The organism is Rheinheimera sp. ATLC3, assembly GCF_059429535.1.
This window is the reverse complement of sequence record NZ_CM182103.1, coordinates 2,905,240-2,922,218: the sequence shown is the minus strand read 5'-3', so window position 1 is coordinate 2,922,218 and position 16,979 is coordinate 2,905,240. Positions and strand designations below refer to the sequence as shown.

At 49.3% G+C, this 16,979-nt stretch carries 10 protein-coding genes; 5 read left to right on the top strand and 5 right to left on the bottom strand.

Annotated features, from left to right (window positions below):
• Positions 1–63: 63 nt before the first annotated feature.
• Complete coding sequence (locus AC5SV9_RS13480) at positions 64–771, bottom strand: SapC family protein (RefSeq protein WP_230818485.1); 708 nt, start codon at positions 769–771, stop codon at positions 64–66.
• A 240-nt stretch (positions 772–1,011) separates the two neighbouring features.
• Between AC5SV9_RS13480 and AC5SV9_RS13475 the strand changes: the two genes are divergently transcribed.
• Positions 1,012–2,043, top strand: a complete 1,032-nt coding sequence (locus AC5SV9_RS13475) for a sulfite exporter TauE/SafE family protein (RefSeq protein WP_475149573.1) — start codon at positions 1,012–1,014, stop codon at positions 2,041–2,043.
• 55 nt (positions 2,044–2,098) lie between these two features.
• Here AC5SV9_RS13475 and AC5SV9_RS13470 read toward each other — a convergent pair whose 3' ends face one another.
• Positions 2,099–4,798, bottom strand: coding sequence for a TonB-dependent receptor (locus AC5SV9_RS13470; protein WP_475149574.1), 2,700 nt, complete (start codon positions 4,796–4,798; stop codon positions 2,099–2,101).
• Positions 4,799–5,251: 453 nt separating this feature from the next.
• Here AC5SV9_RS13470 and AC5SV9_RS13465 point away from each other — a divergent pair, with 453 nt between their 5' ends.
• Positions 5,252–6,277, top strand: coding sequence for a LacI family DNA-binding transcriptional regulator (locus AC5SV9_RS13465; protein WP_226766562.1), 1,026 nt, complete (start codon positions 5,252–5,254; stop codon positions 6,275–6,277).
• A gap of 47 nt (positions 6,278–6,324) precedes the next feature.
• Here the strand turns inward: AC5SV9_RS13465 and AC5SV9_RS13460 are convergent, their stop codons facing one another.
• A complete protein-coding gene (locus tag AC5SV9_RS13460) occupies positions 6,325–7,926 on the bottom strand; it encodes an AbgT family transporter (RefSeq protein WP_475149577.1) in 1,602 nt (533 codons plus the stop codon).
• A 345-nt stretch (positions 7,927–8,271) separates the two neighbouring features.
• Here AC5SV9_RS13460 and AC5SV9_RS13455 point away from each other — a divergent pair, with 345 nt between their 5' ends.
• Together AC5SV9_RS13455 and AC5SV9_RS13450 are read left to right on the top strand one after the other, a co-directional pair.
• Complete coding sequence (locus AC5SV9_RS13455) at positions 8,272–9,021, top strand: 3-hydroxybutyrate dehydrogenase (RefSeq protein WP_475149578.1); 750 nt, start codon at positions 8,272–8,274, stop codon at positions 9,019–9,021.
• 41 nt (positions 9,022–9,062) lie between these two features.
• Complete coding sequence (locus tag AC5SV9_RS13450; RefSeq protein WP_475149580.1) at positions 9,063–12,521, top strand: PAS domain-containing hybrid sensor histidine kinase/response regulator; 3,459 nt, start codon at positions 9,063–9,065, stop codon at positions 12,519–12,521.
• On the opposite strand, the gene AC5SV9_RS13445 is transcribed toward AC5SV9_RS13450, so the two are convergent.
• Entirely contained in the window at positions 12,518–13,165 is a 648-nt protein-coding gene (locus AC5SV9_RS13445; RefSeq protein WP_226766558.1) for a response regulator, read from the bottom strand. The genes AC5SV9_RS13450 and AC5SV9_RS13445 overlap by 4 nt on opposite strands.
• Positions 13,166–13,270: 105 nt before the next feature.
• Positions 13,271–15,514, bottom strand: coding sequence for a TonB-dependent receptor (locus AC5SV9_RS13440; RefSeq protein ID WP_475149583.1), 2,244 nt, complete (start codon positions 15,512–15,514; stop codon positions 13,271–13,273).
• 158 nt (positions 15,515–15,672) lie between these two features.
• Between AC5SV9_RS13440 and AC5SV9_RS13435 the strand changes: the two genes are divergently transcribed.
• Entirely contained in the window at positions 15,673–16,974 is a 1,302-nt protein-coding gene (locus AC5SV9_RS13435; protein ID WP_475149585.1) for a GntP family permease, read from the top strand.
• The last annotated feature ends 5 nt before the right edge of the window (positions 16,975–16,979 follow it).

Here is a 16,979-nt window from a genome sequence, read left to right as displayed (position 1 = left end):
TCTGGTAGGAGATGGGAAATGAATATGGTAACGGCAGATAACCGTTACCATGTTACTTAGTGATTAGCTGGCTTCAGCTACTTTTTTAACCAGCTTTTGCGTGTGTTGCAATGACATCAGCTGAGCGTAGATAGCTGTCAGGTAACCACTCTTACGCAGCTCCAGGAACACCTCATCACTTAGTTCATTCAGCTTTTTCTCGTCAATCAGGTGAATGCCGTTAATCCGGCGCTCTTCACCGTTAATATTCAAGGTCAACGTTTGCTCGGTGATTAAATCCAGGCTTTGCAACTTGGCAATGAAGTTACGGGTAATTACGCCCATATCAACATATTCAGACATCAGTTTTTTGCGATGCGCTAAAAACTCACTTTCACTGCCATCTTCATTAAACAGCGCATGGCCCTCATTTTCACCCACGCGCTCTGAGTTCTCGTCCAGAGCTAACAGCAAACGCTCGCTGTCTTGCTTTTCCTGTACCAGCATCAACGGATAGTTGCGAACGGCACGCGGCACATAAAGGGCCTGCCATTGATTGTCCTGCAGGAACAGGTTTTGTTTTACAGCTAAACCGAGCATCGCAACCGGTTGAAAATTATCGTTGTTCTTTACAAATACAATAGGAAACTCTGCACCTGCTACGACAAACTCGTGCACTACAACCGGCACTAAGTGCTCACCGTCGATATGAGAAAAGGCATTGTTATTATTAATTTTTGTTGCTGCGTGCTGTTCTTTATTTAATGGCACAATTTTTGGTGTTGAAGTCATAAACTACTCTTTGTTCTGTTCTGGAATTTGAAAAGTGCTGATGGCCGCACCGTTGTTCAAGTTGCTCACCCCTTGTACCATCAGCAGTGCGGCCTTATCATGCGCTAAGTTGACAACAGGATCAACAAGGTTAAAACACAGAATGTGCCAGCCAGCAGCAAAACACTATAACTGTTAGGGTTTTTCTGCATTAATAATTCGTGACAACGCTGTCTTACACAATAATAAGGATAAAAAGCAGTGCAGCAACAACGGCGAACTTTTCTTTGGCTTTGGTTGTTATGGCTAGCAGGCTTTTATTCCGTCTGGCTTTATCTGGTGCTGGGCTTAGGTTTGTGGCCTGAGGCTAAGGCACACTGGCCAATAGCCGCTGCAATGGCAATTGGCAGCTATGCTGCAGGCTCTACCCCTATGGGTGGTGGTACAGTCGGTTTTCCGGTTCTGGTTTTACTGTTTGAGCAACCGGCCACGCTGGGCCGGGATTTCAGCTTCGCGGTACAAGCCATAGGTATGACAAGTGCCAGTATTTTCATCCTGGCAAGGCGCCAACCTGTGGCGTGGGCCATGCTAAACGGCGCAATATTGGGCAGCCTGGTTGGCACGCCACTGGGGATCTGGTTTATCGCACCTTACATTCCCGGGCTGTGGATTAAACTGATATTTGCCGTTGTCTGGGCCAGCTTCGGTATTCTGCATTTGTACCGTATCAATGAAATTGCCAGCCACAGCGGCATGACTGAATTTAACGAAAAATGGGACTTCAAAATAGGCTGCTGGCTTGGGTTATTTTCGGGCGCGACCGTCGCATCGGTTACCGGCGTTGGCATTGATATGGTGCTGTACACCGCCCTGGTATTGCTGTGTCGCACCGACCTTAAAATCGCGATCCCAACTTCGGTCATTATAATGGCTTTTACCTCAGTACTGGGCGTGGTGGTAAAAAACCTCACAACCGGTATGCAACCGGGAGTGTTTGAAAATTGGCTGGCTGCCGCGCCGGTGGTAGCACTTGGCGCACCATTGGGTGCCTATATTGTCGCGCTGATTGGCCGCAAGCCTACCCTCGTCGTGGTAGCGTTTTTATGCGTACTGCAGTTTGTCTGGACAATACATTCAGAAAGCGCACAGCTCGGCATTACTGGTATAGCAGTGTCAGTGCTGGCGGTAGCTCTGTGCCTGCTGGGTTTTGAGCGACTTCGACACTGGGGAACGAAACTGGCAGGAGAGCGGCGAGCTACTCTATCAGGAAGCTCTCCAACATCAGTTACTTAGTGCAGCGTAAAAAAAGCCCCGCGAAGCGGGGCGTTTATAAAATCAGTTGTATAAATTAAAACCGTACGTTTACACCAGCTGTAAAACGACGACCATTTTCATACAATGATGTTGGACGGGCCTTGTCAATATGGTATTGATATAAGTCCTCATCCAACAGGTTTACCGCTTCTACAACCACTGACACATTTTCAGTAACGTTGTATGTCAAACTAGCATCAAGCTGGCCGAAGTCATCTGTGTAAACTTCGTTACCAAATTCACCGACGCCATTGAAAAACTCTGTGCGATAGTTATAACTTAAACGGGCACTGATAACATCGTTTTCATAGTAACCTGTAACGTTAGCCATATGTTTTGAGTTACCAGCAATGAGTCCTGAACCCGGGTTGTTAACAGCATCACGTTCCTGCTCACTTTCTGCATCGGTGTAGGTGTAGTTGGTAATTACCCCAAAGTCACCGAACGCTTGCTGATATGATAGCTCCACCCCTTGCACGCGGCCACCTAAACCATTTTTAGGTTCAGTAATTGTCACTTCAACATTCTCATTGTTGATTTCGTCAAAAGCAATCTCTGTACTTACAGAGTTCAGTACGGAGCCTTCAATATCTTTATGGAAAAAAGTGACAGCTATCAATGAACTGGGGTTGAAATACCATTCATACGAAATATCAAACTGATTTGCACGAACTGGCTCCAGATATGGGTTGCCACGGCTACCAGAGCGGGTGGGAATATTCACTGATTGCTGGTTAGCGATATTGATATAATCAGGACGCGCCATAACCCTTGCAGCAGAGAAACGTAACAAACTGTCTTCAGACAAATCAAACACAAGGTTGATATTCGGCAAAACGTCTGTGTAACTGTGTTTCAGTGTATTGTACTGAATGTTCCAATCACCATTCCTGCCCGCTTCAACTGCGTCAGCCAGCAGGTCATAGCCATCCAGCATCGAAATCGATGCGGCAACCCAATCACCATCCCAGCTGTAACCTGACGAGGATACGTCAGTTTTAACTACCCGCACACCAATATCGCCACGAACAGACTCTCCTGAAAAATCACCTTTCACATAAAAGGCAGATACTTTTTCATTCACCTCCCACGTGTTAGGTAAGAATAAAAACTTAGCTGTTGGCGAAGCATAGGCTACATCAGGGAAAGCCAATTCAGCAGATTTTCCACTGCTCATTAGCGGATAGTAGTCATAATTTTCACCACTGGAAAATGATGAGAATGGTGTCGTTCCCCAACTGGAAGACCAGCTTGTCTCACCTGGGCGAACACTGCCATAAGGTCCATTTACCGGGTCAATATGCTGAGAATCTGCCAGCCAATGGAAACGCGTTCCATCCTGACGTTGCCCTTTATCATGATCCTGATACAGAACACCGGTTTTCACTGTCGTAAAAATACCTTTGTTGAAATCAAACTTCAGATCCAAGCCGGCATAAGTTTCCTCATCGGTCATCAGACGGGAGCCTTCTTGTGCATAGTCAAGTGTGCGGGCGCCAATATCTTCCATAGTTTCCAATTCGCCATCGACATAATTTTGTATGTTCAGATTCGAATCGTAGGTAGAACGTGTATAAGTGCCATTAAATTGGTGATAACGATCACGTGATGTCCCACCTTCAGCCTCTGTCGTACCCAGTTTACCGGTTATAACCATACCGTTGTCCAGCGTATGGTTTACCTCCAGGTCATAAGCTTTTGAGTCGCTAAAAGATATGCGGTCAATAACGGCAAATTCTGAACTGGTAACGCCAGTCTGGCCAGAAACAACCCCTGAGCCTGAAATAACTGCTGCACTTTGATCAAAGTTATTATTGAAATAAGTGTATAAGTTGTGGTTAATATTGTTGGCATCAAGCTTTGTATCAAGAATATTTAACACGACATCTGTACTGTCTGTTGGGCGCCACTGCGCAGTAACTAATGCGGTCGTTCTTTCGCGTTGCTGTTGGAAATACGCATCACCAATCAAACGTGGAGCCCAATAGTCCGAGCCATTAACTTCTTGCCGATAAAAACCAAGGACCTCTTTACCTTTGCGCGCCAAAGAGCGCTCCTGACGGGTCAAAGACACCAAAACACCGAAGGTGTCATTGTCATTTTTCCACGAGTACAAACCCGACAACTGAGGATCCCACTCTTCGGACACATCGCTATACTGCGCCTGAGCTTGCAAAGATACAGTATTTGCATCTAGATCGAGCGGTTTGCGGGTTTTTAGATACACGGTTCCACCCAAAGAGCCTTCTTGGATATCAGCCTGCGGCGTCTTATAAACTTCAAGATCAGATACCACGTTGGAAGGCAAAAGTGTAAAGTTAAACGCTCTGGAAGGGTTGTCCAGAACAAACCAATCTGCAGAAGCAACCGAAGCTCCGTTTAACAGCGTTCGGTTTTGTGACGGATCCGTACCGCGTACTGCAATTTTTTCGCCCTCGCCAAAGCCTCGGGTAACAGACACACCTGTAATGCGAGATAGAGACTCTGCGACGTTTTTATCCGGAAACTTGCCAATATCTTCCGCAGTTACTACATCGACAACTGCATTTGAAAATCGCTTGGCATTTAAGTTAGCTTCCTGAGACGCGCGGATACCACGAATCTCAATGACTTCTACCTGTTCTTCTTTAGCCACTTCTTCCTGAGCCAGAGCTGGCATGGTTAACACCGCACTGCCAACTAACAAACCCAATTTCACTGCTAAGGCACATTTATTTATTTTATTGTGCTGCATATGCTTCTCCCATTCCTGTTCTCTGATTTTATTGTCGAACTTCCCGGACACTCAATGACAACGCTGTCATTAAACTTCAACATACACAAAAAAAATTCCCTTTGCAAACCAGATTCGATGAAAATTTAAACGAATTTTGTAAGTAAGTCTGAACAGGACTTTGACCACTGATGATAAAGTGTACAAGTTGATGTTAATTTCCCACACTAAGCAATAGCCGCAAAAATATAATAATTTCAACCAATTGAAATCATAAAACATTAAAACTCAACTTTGAGTTGTATAAATAAACCGATATTTTTTAAATTAGTATTTGCCGTTGCAGCAAAAAAAAGGTATCCATTAGTTTAAAACAATCTAATTATTGACCAGCGTTGTCATTTTTATACTAAGGTGTAGCTGACAAGGGAGTTTGTTCAGCGCTGTGTCCATTTTCCGGGGCGGATTTACAGTATGAAAGTCACGATTAATGATGTTGCCCGTCACGCCGGGGTATCGATTAAAACGGTATCCAGAGTCATGAACAACGAGCCTTCCGTTCGAAAAGATACGGTAGACAAAGTACAGGCAGCTATCAATGAGCTGCAGTATCAGCCAAATGCTGCTGCCCGTAACCTTGCCAGCAGCCGTTCTTTCAGTATTGGTTACATCTATGACAACCCTAATGCGTATTATGTTATTGATATGCAGCGCGGCTTGCTTGATGCGTGCCGCAAGCACGGCTATGAACTACTTATCCACCCTACTAATGCCAAGTCGCCGGATATCGTGCAGGAAGTCATCGATCTGGTGCAGCATTCACGTCTGGCCGGTTTGGTGCTGACACCACCGTTTTCAGAAATGCCGCACATCGCGGCAGCATTGGAAAAAATCGGCGTACATTTTGTGCGGATCATTTCCGGTTCAACGCCATCACCTAAACTAAGTAACTGCGTACTGGTCGACGACTTTACCGCAGCATTTAAAATTACCAATCACCTGCTCGAACTGGGTCATACCGAAATAGCATTCCTGTGTGGTGATGAAGAACACAGCTCCAGCGGCGAACGCTTGGCAGGTTATCAGGCAGCTTTGGCCAAACGCGGTATCGCGGCCAACCCCAAATTTATTGTACCCGGCAGTTACTCGTTTGAATCTGGTGTAAAAGGCGCGACAAAACTGATGGAACTGGCCAAAAAGCCAACAGCTATTTTTGCCTGTAACGATGAGATCGCGGCAGGTGCCCTGTTCAGTGCCCGGCTGATGAACATTGCTATACCGCAGCAACTGGCTATTGCCGGTTTTGAGAACAGTCCCTTTTCGCGTCAAACCTGGCCGCCGCTAACCACTGCGCATCAGCCAAACGTGACGATAGCACAGCAAGCGGCAGAGCTGTTGTTTCGCCATACCAAACCAAATGCCAGTAAAAACCTGACTGACAAACAACCGGTCTTTATTCCGGAGTTACTGGTACGTGAGTCAACTACCAGCAATAGTTAATAAAAAAACCGCACGAAAGTGCGGTTTTTTTATTTCGGGTAACAGTATTACCCTGCAGGCTGATAATAGGTTGGCGCACCCGGCCCAACCGGCAGACCAAACAAAAATACCCAGACATAAAACAGCACTGTCCAGCCCAGTAAGAAGAACATTGAGTAAGGCAGCATCGTTGCCACCAGCGTGCCTATACCCAGGTTTTTCTGGTAACGGCTGGCTACTGCTAAAATGAGGCCAAAATAGCTCATCATTGGCGTGATCAAATTCGTCACTGAGTCACCAATCCGGTATGCCGCCTGTATTACCTCTGGCGCAAATCCTATCAGCATCAGCATCGGCACAAATATCGGTGCGGTAATAGCCCACTGCGCAGACGAACTGCCCAAAGAAAGGTTGACCAGCGCACACATTAAAATGAACAGCGCAAACACTTCAGGCCCGTCTAACCCAAGCGCTGTCAGCAGCGCCGCACCTTTTACCGCTAGCACGGTGCCAAGGTTAGTCCAGTTAAAAAAGGCGACAAACTGCGACGCAAAAAATACCAGCACGATATACATGCCAAGGGTACTCATACCTTTTGACATCGCGTTGATTACATCTTTGTCATTTTTCATTACCCCCACGGTTTTACCGTAAACAAAGCCCGGTATTGCAAAGGTGATAAAGATAAAAGCGACAATACCTTTTAGAAATGGTGAACCAGACAGCTCACCTGTCTTAGGATGCAACAGCACGCCACCCAGCGGAGGCATGATGGTCAGTGCCAACACTGCCACTACCAGCAGCAATGCAATACCCGCATTGCGCAGGCCGGCTTTCTCCGCAGCACTGAGCGACTGCATATCTTGTTGCGGTATATCCTGCGCGGCATCTTCGGGCTTAAATTTGCCTAACCTGGGTTCGACAATTTTTTCAGTAATCACTGCGCCCAAAATGGCAATCATAAAGGTGCTGATGAACATAAAAAAGTAGTTGGCTTCCGGCCCGACGGTATAGCCGGGGTCAATCATATGCGCTGCTTCTGTGGTAATACCCGATAGCAGAGGATCTATAGTGCCCAAAAACAAGTTTGCGCTGTAACCGCCGGAAACACCGGCAAAGGCGGCTGCCAGCCCAGCCAGTGGGTGGCGGCCCAGCGAATGGAAGATCATTGCGGCCATTGGCACTAACACCACATAGCCTAGCTCAGACGCAGTATTGGACACCACACCGGCAAATACAACGGTTAACGTAACCAGTTTTGCCGGCGCTTTTAATACCAGTGCCCGCATCGCTGCGGACAACAATCCGGAATGCTCTGCAACGGCCACACCCAACAGCGCAACTAATACCGTACCCAGCGGCGCAAAACCGGTGAAGTTCGTCACCAGGCCAGTGACAATACGCTGTAAACCCTCGGCACTGACCAGTGACACCACAGAATTAATGCCATCAGTTGAACGACCGGCGGCGCCCAGCGGGCGGGGGTCTTCGACACTGACACCAAAGAAACCCAAAATACCGCTTAAGATGATAATAAATAGCGAAAAACACGCAAACAGCGTGATCGGATGCGGCAGTAAATTACCCAGCCACTCCACAGTGGCGAGAAATCGGTTAAACCAGCTTCCTTTAGCAGAACTTTCAGTTGATACATTGTCAGGAGCAGACATTGTAAATCCTCAGAGGTAGATGTTTATCCTGCCAAGCCAGAACTAAAACGGTAGTAACCATCAGTTATTCGGTTCAAATATAAATTCCATACTTAACAGGCAGAAAGTCTATATTTATACCCACAAAAAACTCTGGCCAGGCGAAGTTATTTTTTATAATTCGATAAACTGTATCATAGGCTGCATAGGGTGCAAAACGTTGATGACACATTCAGGCGCTTAGCACAGTTTTCTATACCAAAAACTGATATAAGCAAAACTCTTCGTTATAGCACTAAAGTACCGTTGCTGCTTTTAGGTGTAGCCACTAGCATAACCACAAACGCTTTGTACGGAGACAACAACATGCAGGTTCTTATTACCGGTGGCACTGGCGGTATTGGTTTTGCTATCGCCAGCCAATTTGCAGCAGACGGCCATAATGTCGTCATTGCTGATTTGCAGCAGGACGCCGTTGACAGCAAAGTGCAGCAATTACGCCAACAAGGTTATCAGGCCGAGGGCATAATGCTGGATGTGACCGATACGGCATCCATCACCAGCTGCGCGAACAGGTTTCAGGTTGATATTCTGGTGAACAATGCCGGTATCCAGCATGTTGCCAGACTGGAAGATTTTCCGCCGGAAAAGTGGGCGCAGCTTATTAATGTTATGCTGACCGGACCCGCCATGTTAAGCCGCGCTATGTTACCGGCTATGCGCGAGCGTAATTTTGGCCGCATCATTAATATTGGTTCTATTCATGCACTGGTCGCCTCTCCTTTTAAATCGGCGTATGTGGCTGCTAAGCACGGCCTGCTGGGCTTTAGCAAAGTGGTCGCGCTTGAAAATGCCGATAAAGATATCACTATCAATACTATCTGCCCGGCTTATGTCAAAACACCACTGGTCGAGCGGCAAATAGCGGATCAGGCCAAAGAGCACAATCTGACAGAGCAGCAGGTTGTCGAGCAGATTATGCTGGCACCAATGCCACAAAAGGCTTTTATCGGCGTGGATGAAATCGCTGGCACCGCCACGTTCTTATGCAGCAGTGCCGCCCGTCATATTACCGCCCAAACCTTAGTGCTGGACGGTGGCTGGACAGCGCGCTAGCCGCTGGTTAAAAACTCAGGCACAATCAAGCGATAATAATAATGATGACAACGCCTGAGCTTATGATATTAAACGGCAGCAGCATTGGTCTTGGCACCATTGCTGCGCTTTCACTTATCTACCTGCTTATTCTGTTCAGTGTCGGCGTGTTTGGCCGGCGCATAAACAGTAAGCACCCGTTGGCACCCTGGGTGTTTAGCTTTGCCTTGTCAATCTATTGTACGTCCTGGGCGTTTTACGGCGTTACCGCACAAGCAGCAGTAAATGGCTGGTGGATGCCGCCTACCTATATTGGTTCCTTTTTACTGTTCTGGTTCGGTTTTAAACTGGTTGCCCGTATTGCGCTGGCTTGCCGGCGCTATCGTATTACCTCTGTCGCCGACTTTATTGCCACCCGGTTTGGCCACTCCCGTGTACTGGCCGTGATAACGACACTGATCCTGCTAATGTCGGTGATCCCCTATATCGCCCTGCAACTGCAGGCGGTATCGACCAGTATTAATACACTGGTCAGCAGCACGCCAAATGACAGCTGGTACACCGACACCGGCCTTTATGTCAGTTTGTGGATGGCGGTGTTCGCGCTATTATTTGTCAGCCGCAGTGCCAAGGCGCATCAACCAAACCCCGGCTTAATGACGGCGATCGCTTTTGAATCTCTGGTGAAATTACTGGCGCTGCTGGCTATTGCTGCTTTTGTGTTCTGGGGCATGTACGATGGCGTAGGCCAGATTTTTCAGCTCTCAGCCAACAGCCCGGCGGTACAGCAACTGCAGCAAAAAGCACTGCCAGCTCATACCTACTGGCTGCATGTATTGCTGGGCTTTGCCGCAACCTTGTGTTTACCGCGGCAGTTTCATGTCACCTTTGTGGAAAACCAGCATCTTGGGCATCTGCGCAGCGCCCGCTGGATTTTTCCGCTTTATCTGTTGTTAATGGGCATGTTTACCCTGCCACTGGCGCTGGCGGGTGTGATGTTGCTGGGTGCCGACGCCAATATCGACCTGGTGATCCTGCAGTTGCCGCTGGCAGCACAGCGCACTGACATGGCGTTACTGGCCTACCTTGGCGGCTTTTCTGCTGCAACCAGCATGGTCGTCGTCGCGACAGTGGTGCTGGGTATTATGATCACCAACGAACTATTAGCGCCCCTGCTGTATCGCACCGCTGCGCCACAGTCTGGGCAGACGCGGCATATCAAAGTCGCTACCTTGCGTCGTATCGCTATGCTAACCGTGATGGCACTGGGCTATGTTTATTACCGCTGGATTGGCACCGCAACTGGCCTTGCCCAGCTTGGCCTGATGGCGTTTGCGCTGGTAGCCCAGCTGGCCCCGGCGCTTATTCTGGGGTTACTCAGCCGTAACATTAACCGTCAGGGTGCTATTGCCGGCTTGTGCGGCGGCGCAGCGGCCTGGGCTTATATTATTCTGTTACCCGAGCTTAGCCGTGCCGGCTTAATCGGCAGCAGCTGGCTGGTACAGGGGCCTTTTGGTATTTCACAGCTTTCCCCTCAGCAACTGTTTGGCTTTAATGCTGATGTGATAAGCATCGGTACACTGGTCAGCCTGAGCCTGAACTGCCTGCTGGTACTGCTGGTCAGCCGGTTCAGCGTGACCCGGGTGGGTGAATGGCTGGAAAGCGGCCGCTTTTTACGCACCCAGCTCAGTAGCCCTGCCAACAGGCCGCTTAACTTATCGGTGCAGGATTGCTACCTGTTGGTAAAACGCTTTGCCGGCGAAAAAGAAGCGCGGCGCCTGCTGCAACGTAATTTAAAAGAGCCACACGAATTGCAGCAACAAGCTCCGGCGAATTTGCTGCAGGCTGCCGAGCGCAGTTTAGCAGCCGTGGTGGGCGGTGCTTCAATGCGGCTTATCATGGATGCCAGTGGCCGCCATGCCGCCCTGCCGCTGGAATCTGTAGCCCGTTTTGTTGACGAAGCCAGCCAGGTATTTCAGTTTAATCAGGCGTTGTTGCGCTCAACCATCGACAACATCAGCCAGGGTATCAGCGTAGTAGATGCCGACCTGCGGCTTATCGCCTGGAACCAACGCTACATTGATATGTTCAGCTATCCGGCCGGGCTGGTCGAAGTCGGTAAGCCGGTAGCTGATGTGATCCGCTATAACCTGCAGCGCGGCCTGATCGACAGCGAAGATATCGAGGCAGAAATTCAAAAGCGCTTAAGCTATCTTAAACAAGGCAGCGCCTATAAATTCCAGCGTCGCCAACAGGATGGCAGTGTATTGGAGATGCAGGGCAACCCGCTACCCGGCGGCGGCTTTGTCACCACCTACAGCGATGTCAGTGCTTTTATCAATACGCAGCAACAGCTGGAGCTACGAGTCGCTGAACGCACTCAGGCTTTGCAACAGCTGAACGAGCAGCTCCAACAGGCACAGCAAAAAATCGAAGCCACCACCCAAGCGAAAACCCGCTTCTTCGCTGCTGCCAGCCATGATTTGATGCAGCCATTTAACGCCTCAGCACTGTTTGCCAGTTTGCTGCGCGATAAGCAAACCACACCGGAACTTAAACAGCTAAGCCAGAACCTGATTAGCTCATTAAACTCGGCCGAAGAGTTACTGGGTGCTATTTTAGAACTGACCAAATTGGATTCCGGCGTTATCAGCGCGCAGCCACAAAGTGTCAGCCTATGTGCATTACTCGATGATATTGCCCGTGACGCCGCCGTGCTGGCAGAGGAAAAAGGCCTGACTCTGCGTTATGTGCCGTCAAAACTGGCTGTCACGACCGACCGCAAACTGTTAAAACGCGTGATCCAGAATCTGCTGGCTAATGCTATCCGCTACACAGCGACTGGCAAAGTCGTGCTGGGAGTAAAGCGTCGCGGCGCTAATCTACAAATATGCGTACTGGATACTGGCATTGGTATAGCCGCGCAGGATCAGCAGCGTATTTTTGAAGAATTCCAGCAAGGTGAGCAACAGGATCAACGTGGCCTCGGGCTTGGCCTGGCGATAGCCAGCCGCATTACTACCATCTTAAGTCATCCGCTTACACTGTGGTCTGTGCCCGGCAAAGGCAGCTGCTTTAGTGTCACACTGCCACTAGCCGCCCCGGTAGAGTTAACCACCTCAGTAGCCGCAAAACACGATACGTTGGCCAGCTTCAGTGGCAAGGCTATTTTACTGCTGGATAATGAACCGCAATTACGCAGCGCTGTGGCCGAGCTGCTACGTAGCTGGCAAATAGAGGTCATTGCTGTCGGCCAGCCGTCGGAAGCACTGCAGGCGCTGCAGCAAGGCTTTAAACCTGACGCCCTGCTGTTTGATTATCATCTGGATAATAACGCCACCGGAGTTGAAGTGGCAGAGCAGCTAGCCGCGCATTTCGGTGTCAATGTACCGGTCGTCATTCATTCGGCAGATCATAACGAGGCAATACGTGAGCATGCGTTAAATGCCGGCTATTACTTTTTGCTAAAACCACTCAAACCGGCCGCACTGAAAAAATTGTTTCAGCGCCTGCTGCGTTAAACCTGCTCTGGCAGACGTAATTTCTCAAACATAATACCGGCTAACGTTCGGTTATTTACATTTAACTTGCGCAGTATAGCCGACACATGCTGCTTAATAGTGGTTTCCTGCACATTCATCTCATACGCGATTTGTTTATTCAGCAAACCATCGGCAATCATTTTCAGTACGCGAAACTGCTGTGGTGTCAGCTGCTCCAACCGGCTGGCAAAATCTTCATCAATCAATGATTTAGCATTGCTAACATCAGCCACCAGCTCTTCAGGCAACCAGCTGTCGCCGTTTAGTACTGCACTGATAGCTTCAGATAACAGCTCCAGTGGGGCAGATTTGGGGATATAAGCAGCGGCACCTAACGTAAGCGCCTGTTTAATTATGACCGGGTCTTCTTCCGCCGATACCATGATCACCGGCACATCCGGGTATTCAGTGCGCAGTGCTGTTAAACCGGTAAAGCCGTCTGAGCCTGGCATTTTAAGATCGAGAAAGATGAAGTTAGTGTCGGGATGGGCGCGCAGCAGCGGCCACAATTGTTGCATATTCTGCGCCTGCAGCAACAGGGCATCGGCACCAAGAATGTTGGCACACGCCTGGGATAAAGCAACCCGGAACAACGGGTGGTCATCAGCAATTAAAGCAATCATAAATCCGGATCTGAGCCTTTTGGCTCATAATGAACCGGGGCTTTCGCCCCGGCAAGTGTTTTATACCCATCCTACCTGCATCATCAGATAGTTTGGCTATCTAGTTTAGAAACGGTAACCGACGCTTAGGCTGACGGTGCGCGGGTCTATGTAGAACCCCAGCACTGACGTATCAAGCGCAGCAACACCAAAGTTGTAACCGGCAATACGTGCTTGCTTGTCTCCCAGGTTTTTACCCTGCAGCGAAATATCCCAGTGACCATCATTTGAATACCAGTTTACGCCAGCATTAAACAGCGTATAACCGCCATAATCCAGCATAGAGGGAGTTTCAAAGATTTGCGTTTCACTGCGGTGCGCCATATTTGCTGTGATGACAAACTCACCCACTTCAGTGGCGATGCTGTATTTACCGGCCAGTGTTGCAGTCAGTTCAGGCGTATTGGCGAACGCCCAAACATCAGATACATCAACAACCTGCTGCTGGTTAGGGTCGAAAAACTCCACCTTGTTAAAACTGGCATCAACATAACCAACAATCATGCTGATATCGAAGCTGCGGCTGACAGCAAACTGCGCCTCCAACTCGACACCGTTAATATCGGCACTGGCGGCATTTAACACCTGAGAAGCAACGGTGATGACGCCGGGTGATGTCTCAACCGAACGCTGTACTGTTACCTGCATATCATCATAAGAAGACATGAATACCGCAGCATTTAAACGCAGGCGCTGATCAAACCATTCGCTTTTCATCCCAAGCTCATAGGTATCAACGGTTTCTTCCTGATACGGCTCGTCAGCATCGGGGTTAATTGACTGGTTTGCCCGCATATCAAAACCACCAGACTTGAAGCCGTTGGTATAACTGCCGTACAGCATCAAATCGCGACTGTACTGATATTCTGCACCAACGCGTGGTGAAAAATGGCTGAAGCTTTCGCTGCCGGTAAACTCAGTCTGGGTAGATAAATACTCACCGTCAGGGTCGCGTGGGAATTTATAGCCGGCGTAAACATACCGATAGACGCTGGCATCTTTATCGTCTTGGGTATAGCGGCCACCAAAAGTTAACGACCATTTGTCGTCCAACTGATAGGTACCCTGGGCATAAGCCGCTATGCTATCGGTCTGTACACAACCACCGTTTTCAGTGGTGCTGGCGCCATACACTACCTGGCCGAATGCACCACAGGCTTCCCCGTCGTAGTAGTAAAGACCAGAGGCAAATTTCAACTTGTCGTCGCTGTACAGTAACTGTAGCTCTTGCGATACCTGGGTATCTTCGTAAAACGCCGGAATATCCAGCGTTGGGAAACTGGTCGAGTCAAAATCGATATTGGTGTCGGTTTTACCTTCGCGGTGTGCAGTAACCGATTTCAGTGTCCAGTTATCCGACAGGTCCAAAGTCATTGTAATCGACTGACCTTCGGTTTCTACTTTGTTTTCTACCGGCATGCTGATGTTGGCATCATACACACTGGTCGGTACAGTATCCGTTGGCGCCAAAGCACTGGGGAATAAGCGGAAACCGCCGCGTGGGTTCGAGTCATCTACCGTTTTATCCGCACTTAACAGCACGCGAAAGCGTTCGTTAACATTCCACTGCAGGCTGACCCGACCGGTCATTAACTCTTTGTTGTAGTTGTCATCACCGGTATTTAAAAACTTACCAAAACCGTCACGGTTAAACGTAGCAAAAGCACCGCTGATAAACACATTGTCGGTAAGCCCAGTCTGGCCCGACACTTTTAAATCGCGTTGGTTTTCGGTACCAATAGTGCCGCGAACAGCAAACTCGTTGTCACCGGTCAGCTGTTTGGTGACATATTTTACCGCACCACCTATGGTATTACGGCCATACAAAGTGCCCTGTGGGCCGCGTAACACCTCAACGCGCTCTACATCATATACATCCAGTGCAGCACCTTGCGGCCGTGCCATGTATACATCATCAATATATATACCCACGCCCGGCTCAAAACCCCACAATGGGTCCTGCTGACCGATACCGCGAATATAAGCCGTCAACGTGCTGTTGGTGCCGCGCGAAACTTGCAGCGTGGTATTAGGCGAATACTGCGCTACGGCGGTAAGGTTATCAAGGCCGCGCTGTGCCAGCTCCTCTTCGCCCATCGACGTCACTGCCACTGGCACCGTCTGTAAATTCTCTACTGTGCGCCGCGCTGTTACTTCAATTCGCTCCAGCTTGGCTTCAGTATCGTCACTAACGTCCTGCGCCAGCGCTGTGCCTGCAAAGCTGCTGCTGATGGCCAGCGCCAGCAGGCTGGGCTTAATCAGGGTACGGCTATACTTGTGCGGTGCATCAATATTATTGTTATGGGCCATCTTGGCTCTCCTGCTGTTTTGAGTTCGCATCATTTTGTTGTTATTTGTGTAGCCTTACTGTAGGCGCAAATGCGTTTTTTTTAACCTGTACCTTAGTACTATGGTGATGCCCGCCGAGCTGTATCAGACTAAACGAAAATGAGTATAAGGATAACAAGATGTTGAGTCTTATCGGATTACTGGCCGGGCTTGGCCTGTTGATCGTACTGACAATGCGGGGCTTTAACCTGTTTATCACCGCCCCGCTTTGTGCATTACTGGTCGCGGTGACCAACGGCATTCCCTTCTGGCAGGTCAGCGACAAGCTGGATTTCGTCAACGGCTATATGTCCGGGTTTTCCGGCTTTGTTGCTGCCTGGTTTCTGATGTTTTTACTTGGCTCGCTGTTTGGCAAGCTGATGGAACATACCGGCGCTGCCGATGCCGTGGCACTGGCGATAGTTAACAAACTGGGGCAAGGTAAAGCTGTACTGGCTGTGGTGCTGGCCTGCGCAGTATTAACTTACGGCGGTGTCAGCGTGTTTGTGGTGGCATTTTCTGCCTACCCGATGGCAGTCAGCTTATTTAAAGGCGCAAATCTGCCGCGGCGTTTTATCCCGGCGGCTCTGGCACTCGGTTCAGTCACCTTTACCATGACATCGGCCGGCTCTCCGGAAATTCAGAACTGGATCCCTATTCCTTACCTTAAAACCACACCTTACGCTGGTTGGCAGGTTAGTATCATCGTCGCGGTTTTTATGGCTGTTTGCGGCTATATGCTGCTGATGTGGATGATAAAACGGGCGGTTAGTCAGGGCGAACAGTTTACCCAGCGTAGCAGCGACCCTGAAATTACTGACCGTGCGCTGCCGCATCCGCTTAAGGGTATAGTGCCACTGGGTGTCGTGCTGCTGTTATCATTTTTATTGCACAACAGCCTGCAGCAAGCTGCACTGATTGTTGCCCTGACTGGTGGCGTAGTTAGCCTTTATCTACTCAATTTCCGCTTTTTACATAACCCGGCAGCAGCCACTAATGAAGGTGTACTGGGTGCGCTGCTGGCCATCGGCAATACTGCTGCGGTTGTTGGCTTTGGCTCTGTTGCCAAACTGACACCAGCCTTCGCCAGCGTCGTCAGCTTTATGACACACCTGCCGGGGCCGGAGCTGCTCGGTGCTGCTGTGGCGGTCAGTGCTATAGCCGGCTTAACCGGTTCCGCTTCCGGCGGCCAGGTGATTGCACTGCCCGAGATAGCGCCGCACTATCTGGACCGTGGTGTCGACCCGGAGCAACTACACCGCGTGGTGGCTATCTCTTCCGGTGCACTCGACTCGCTGCCGCATAACGGTTATGTCGTTACCACTATTCGTGCTATCTGTGGCGAGAGCCACCATAATGCGTACTGGCCGGTGGCAGTTGTCAGTGTTTTGGTGCCGGTTATTGGCACCGCTTTGGCAATACTGTTGTTTCAGTGGATTTAAGGACC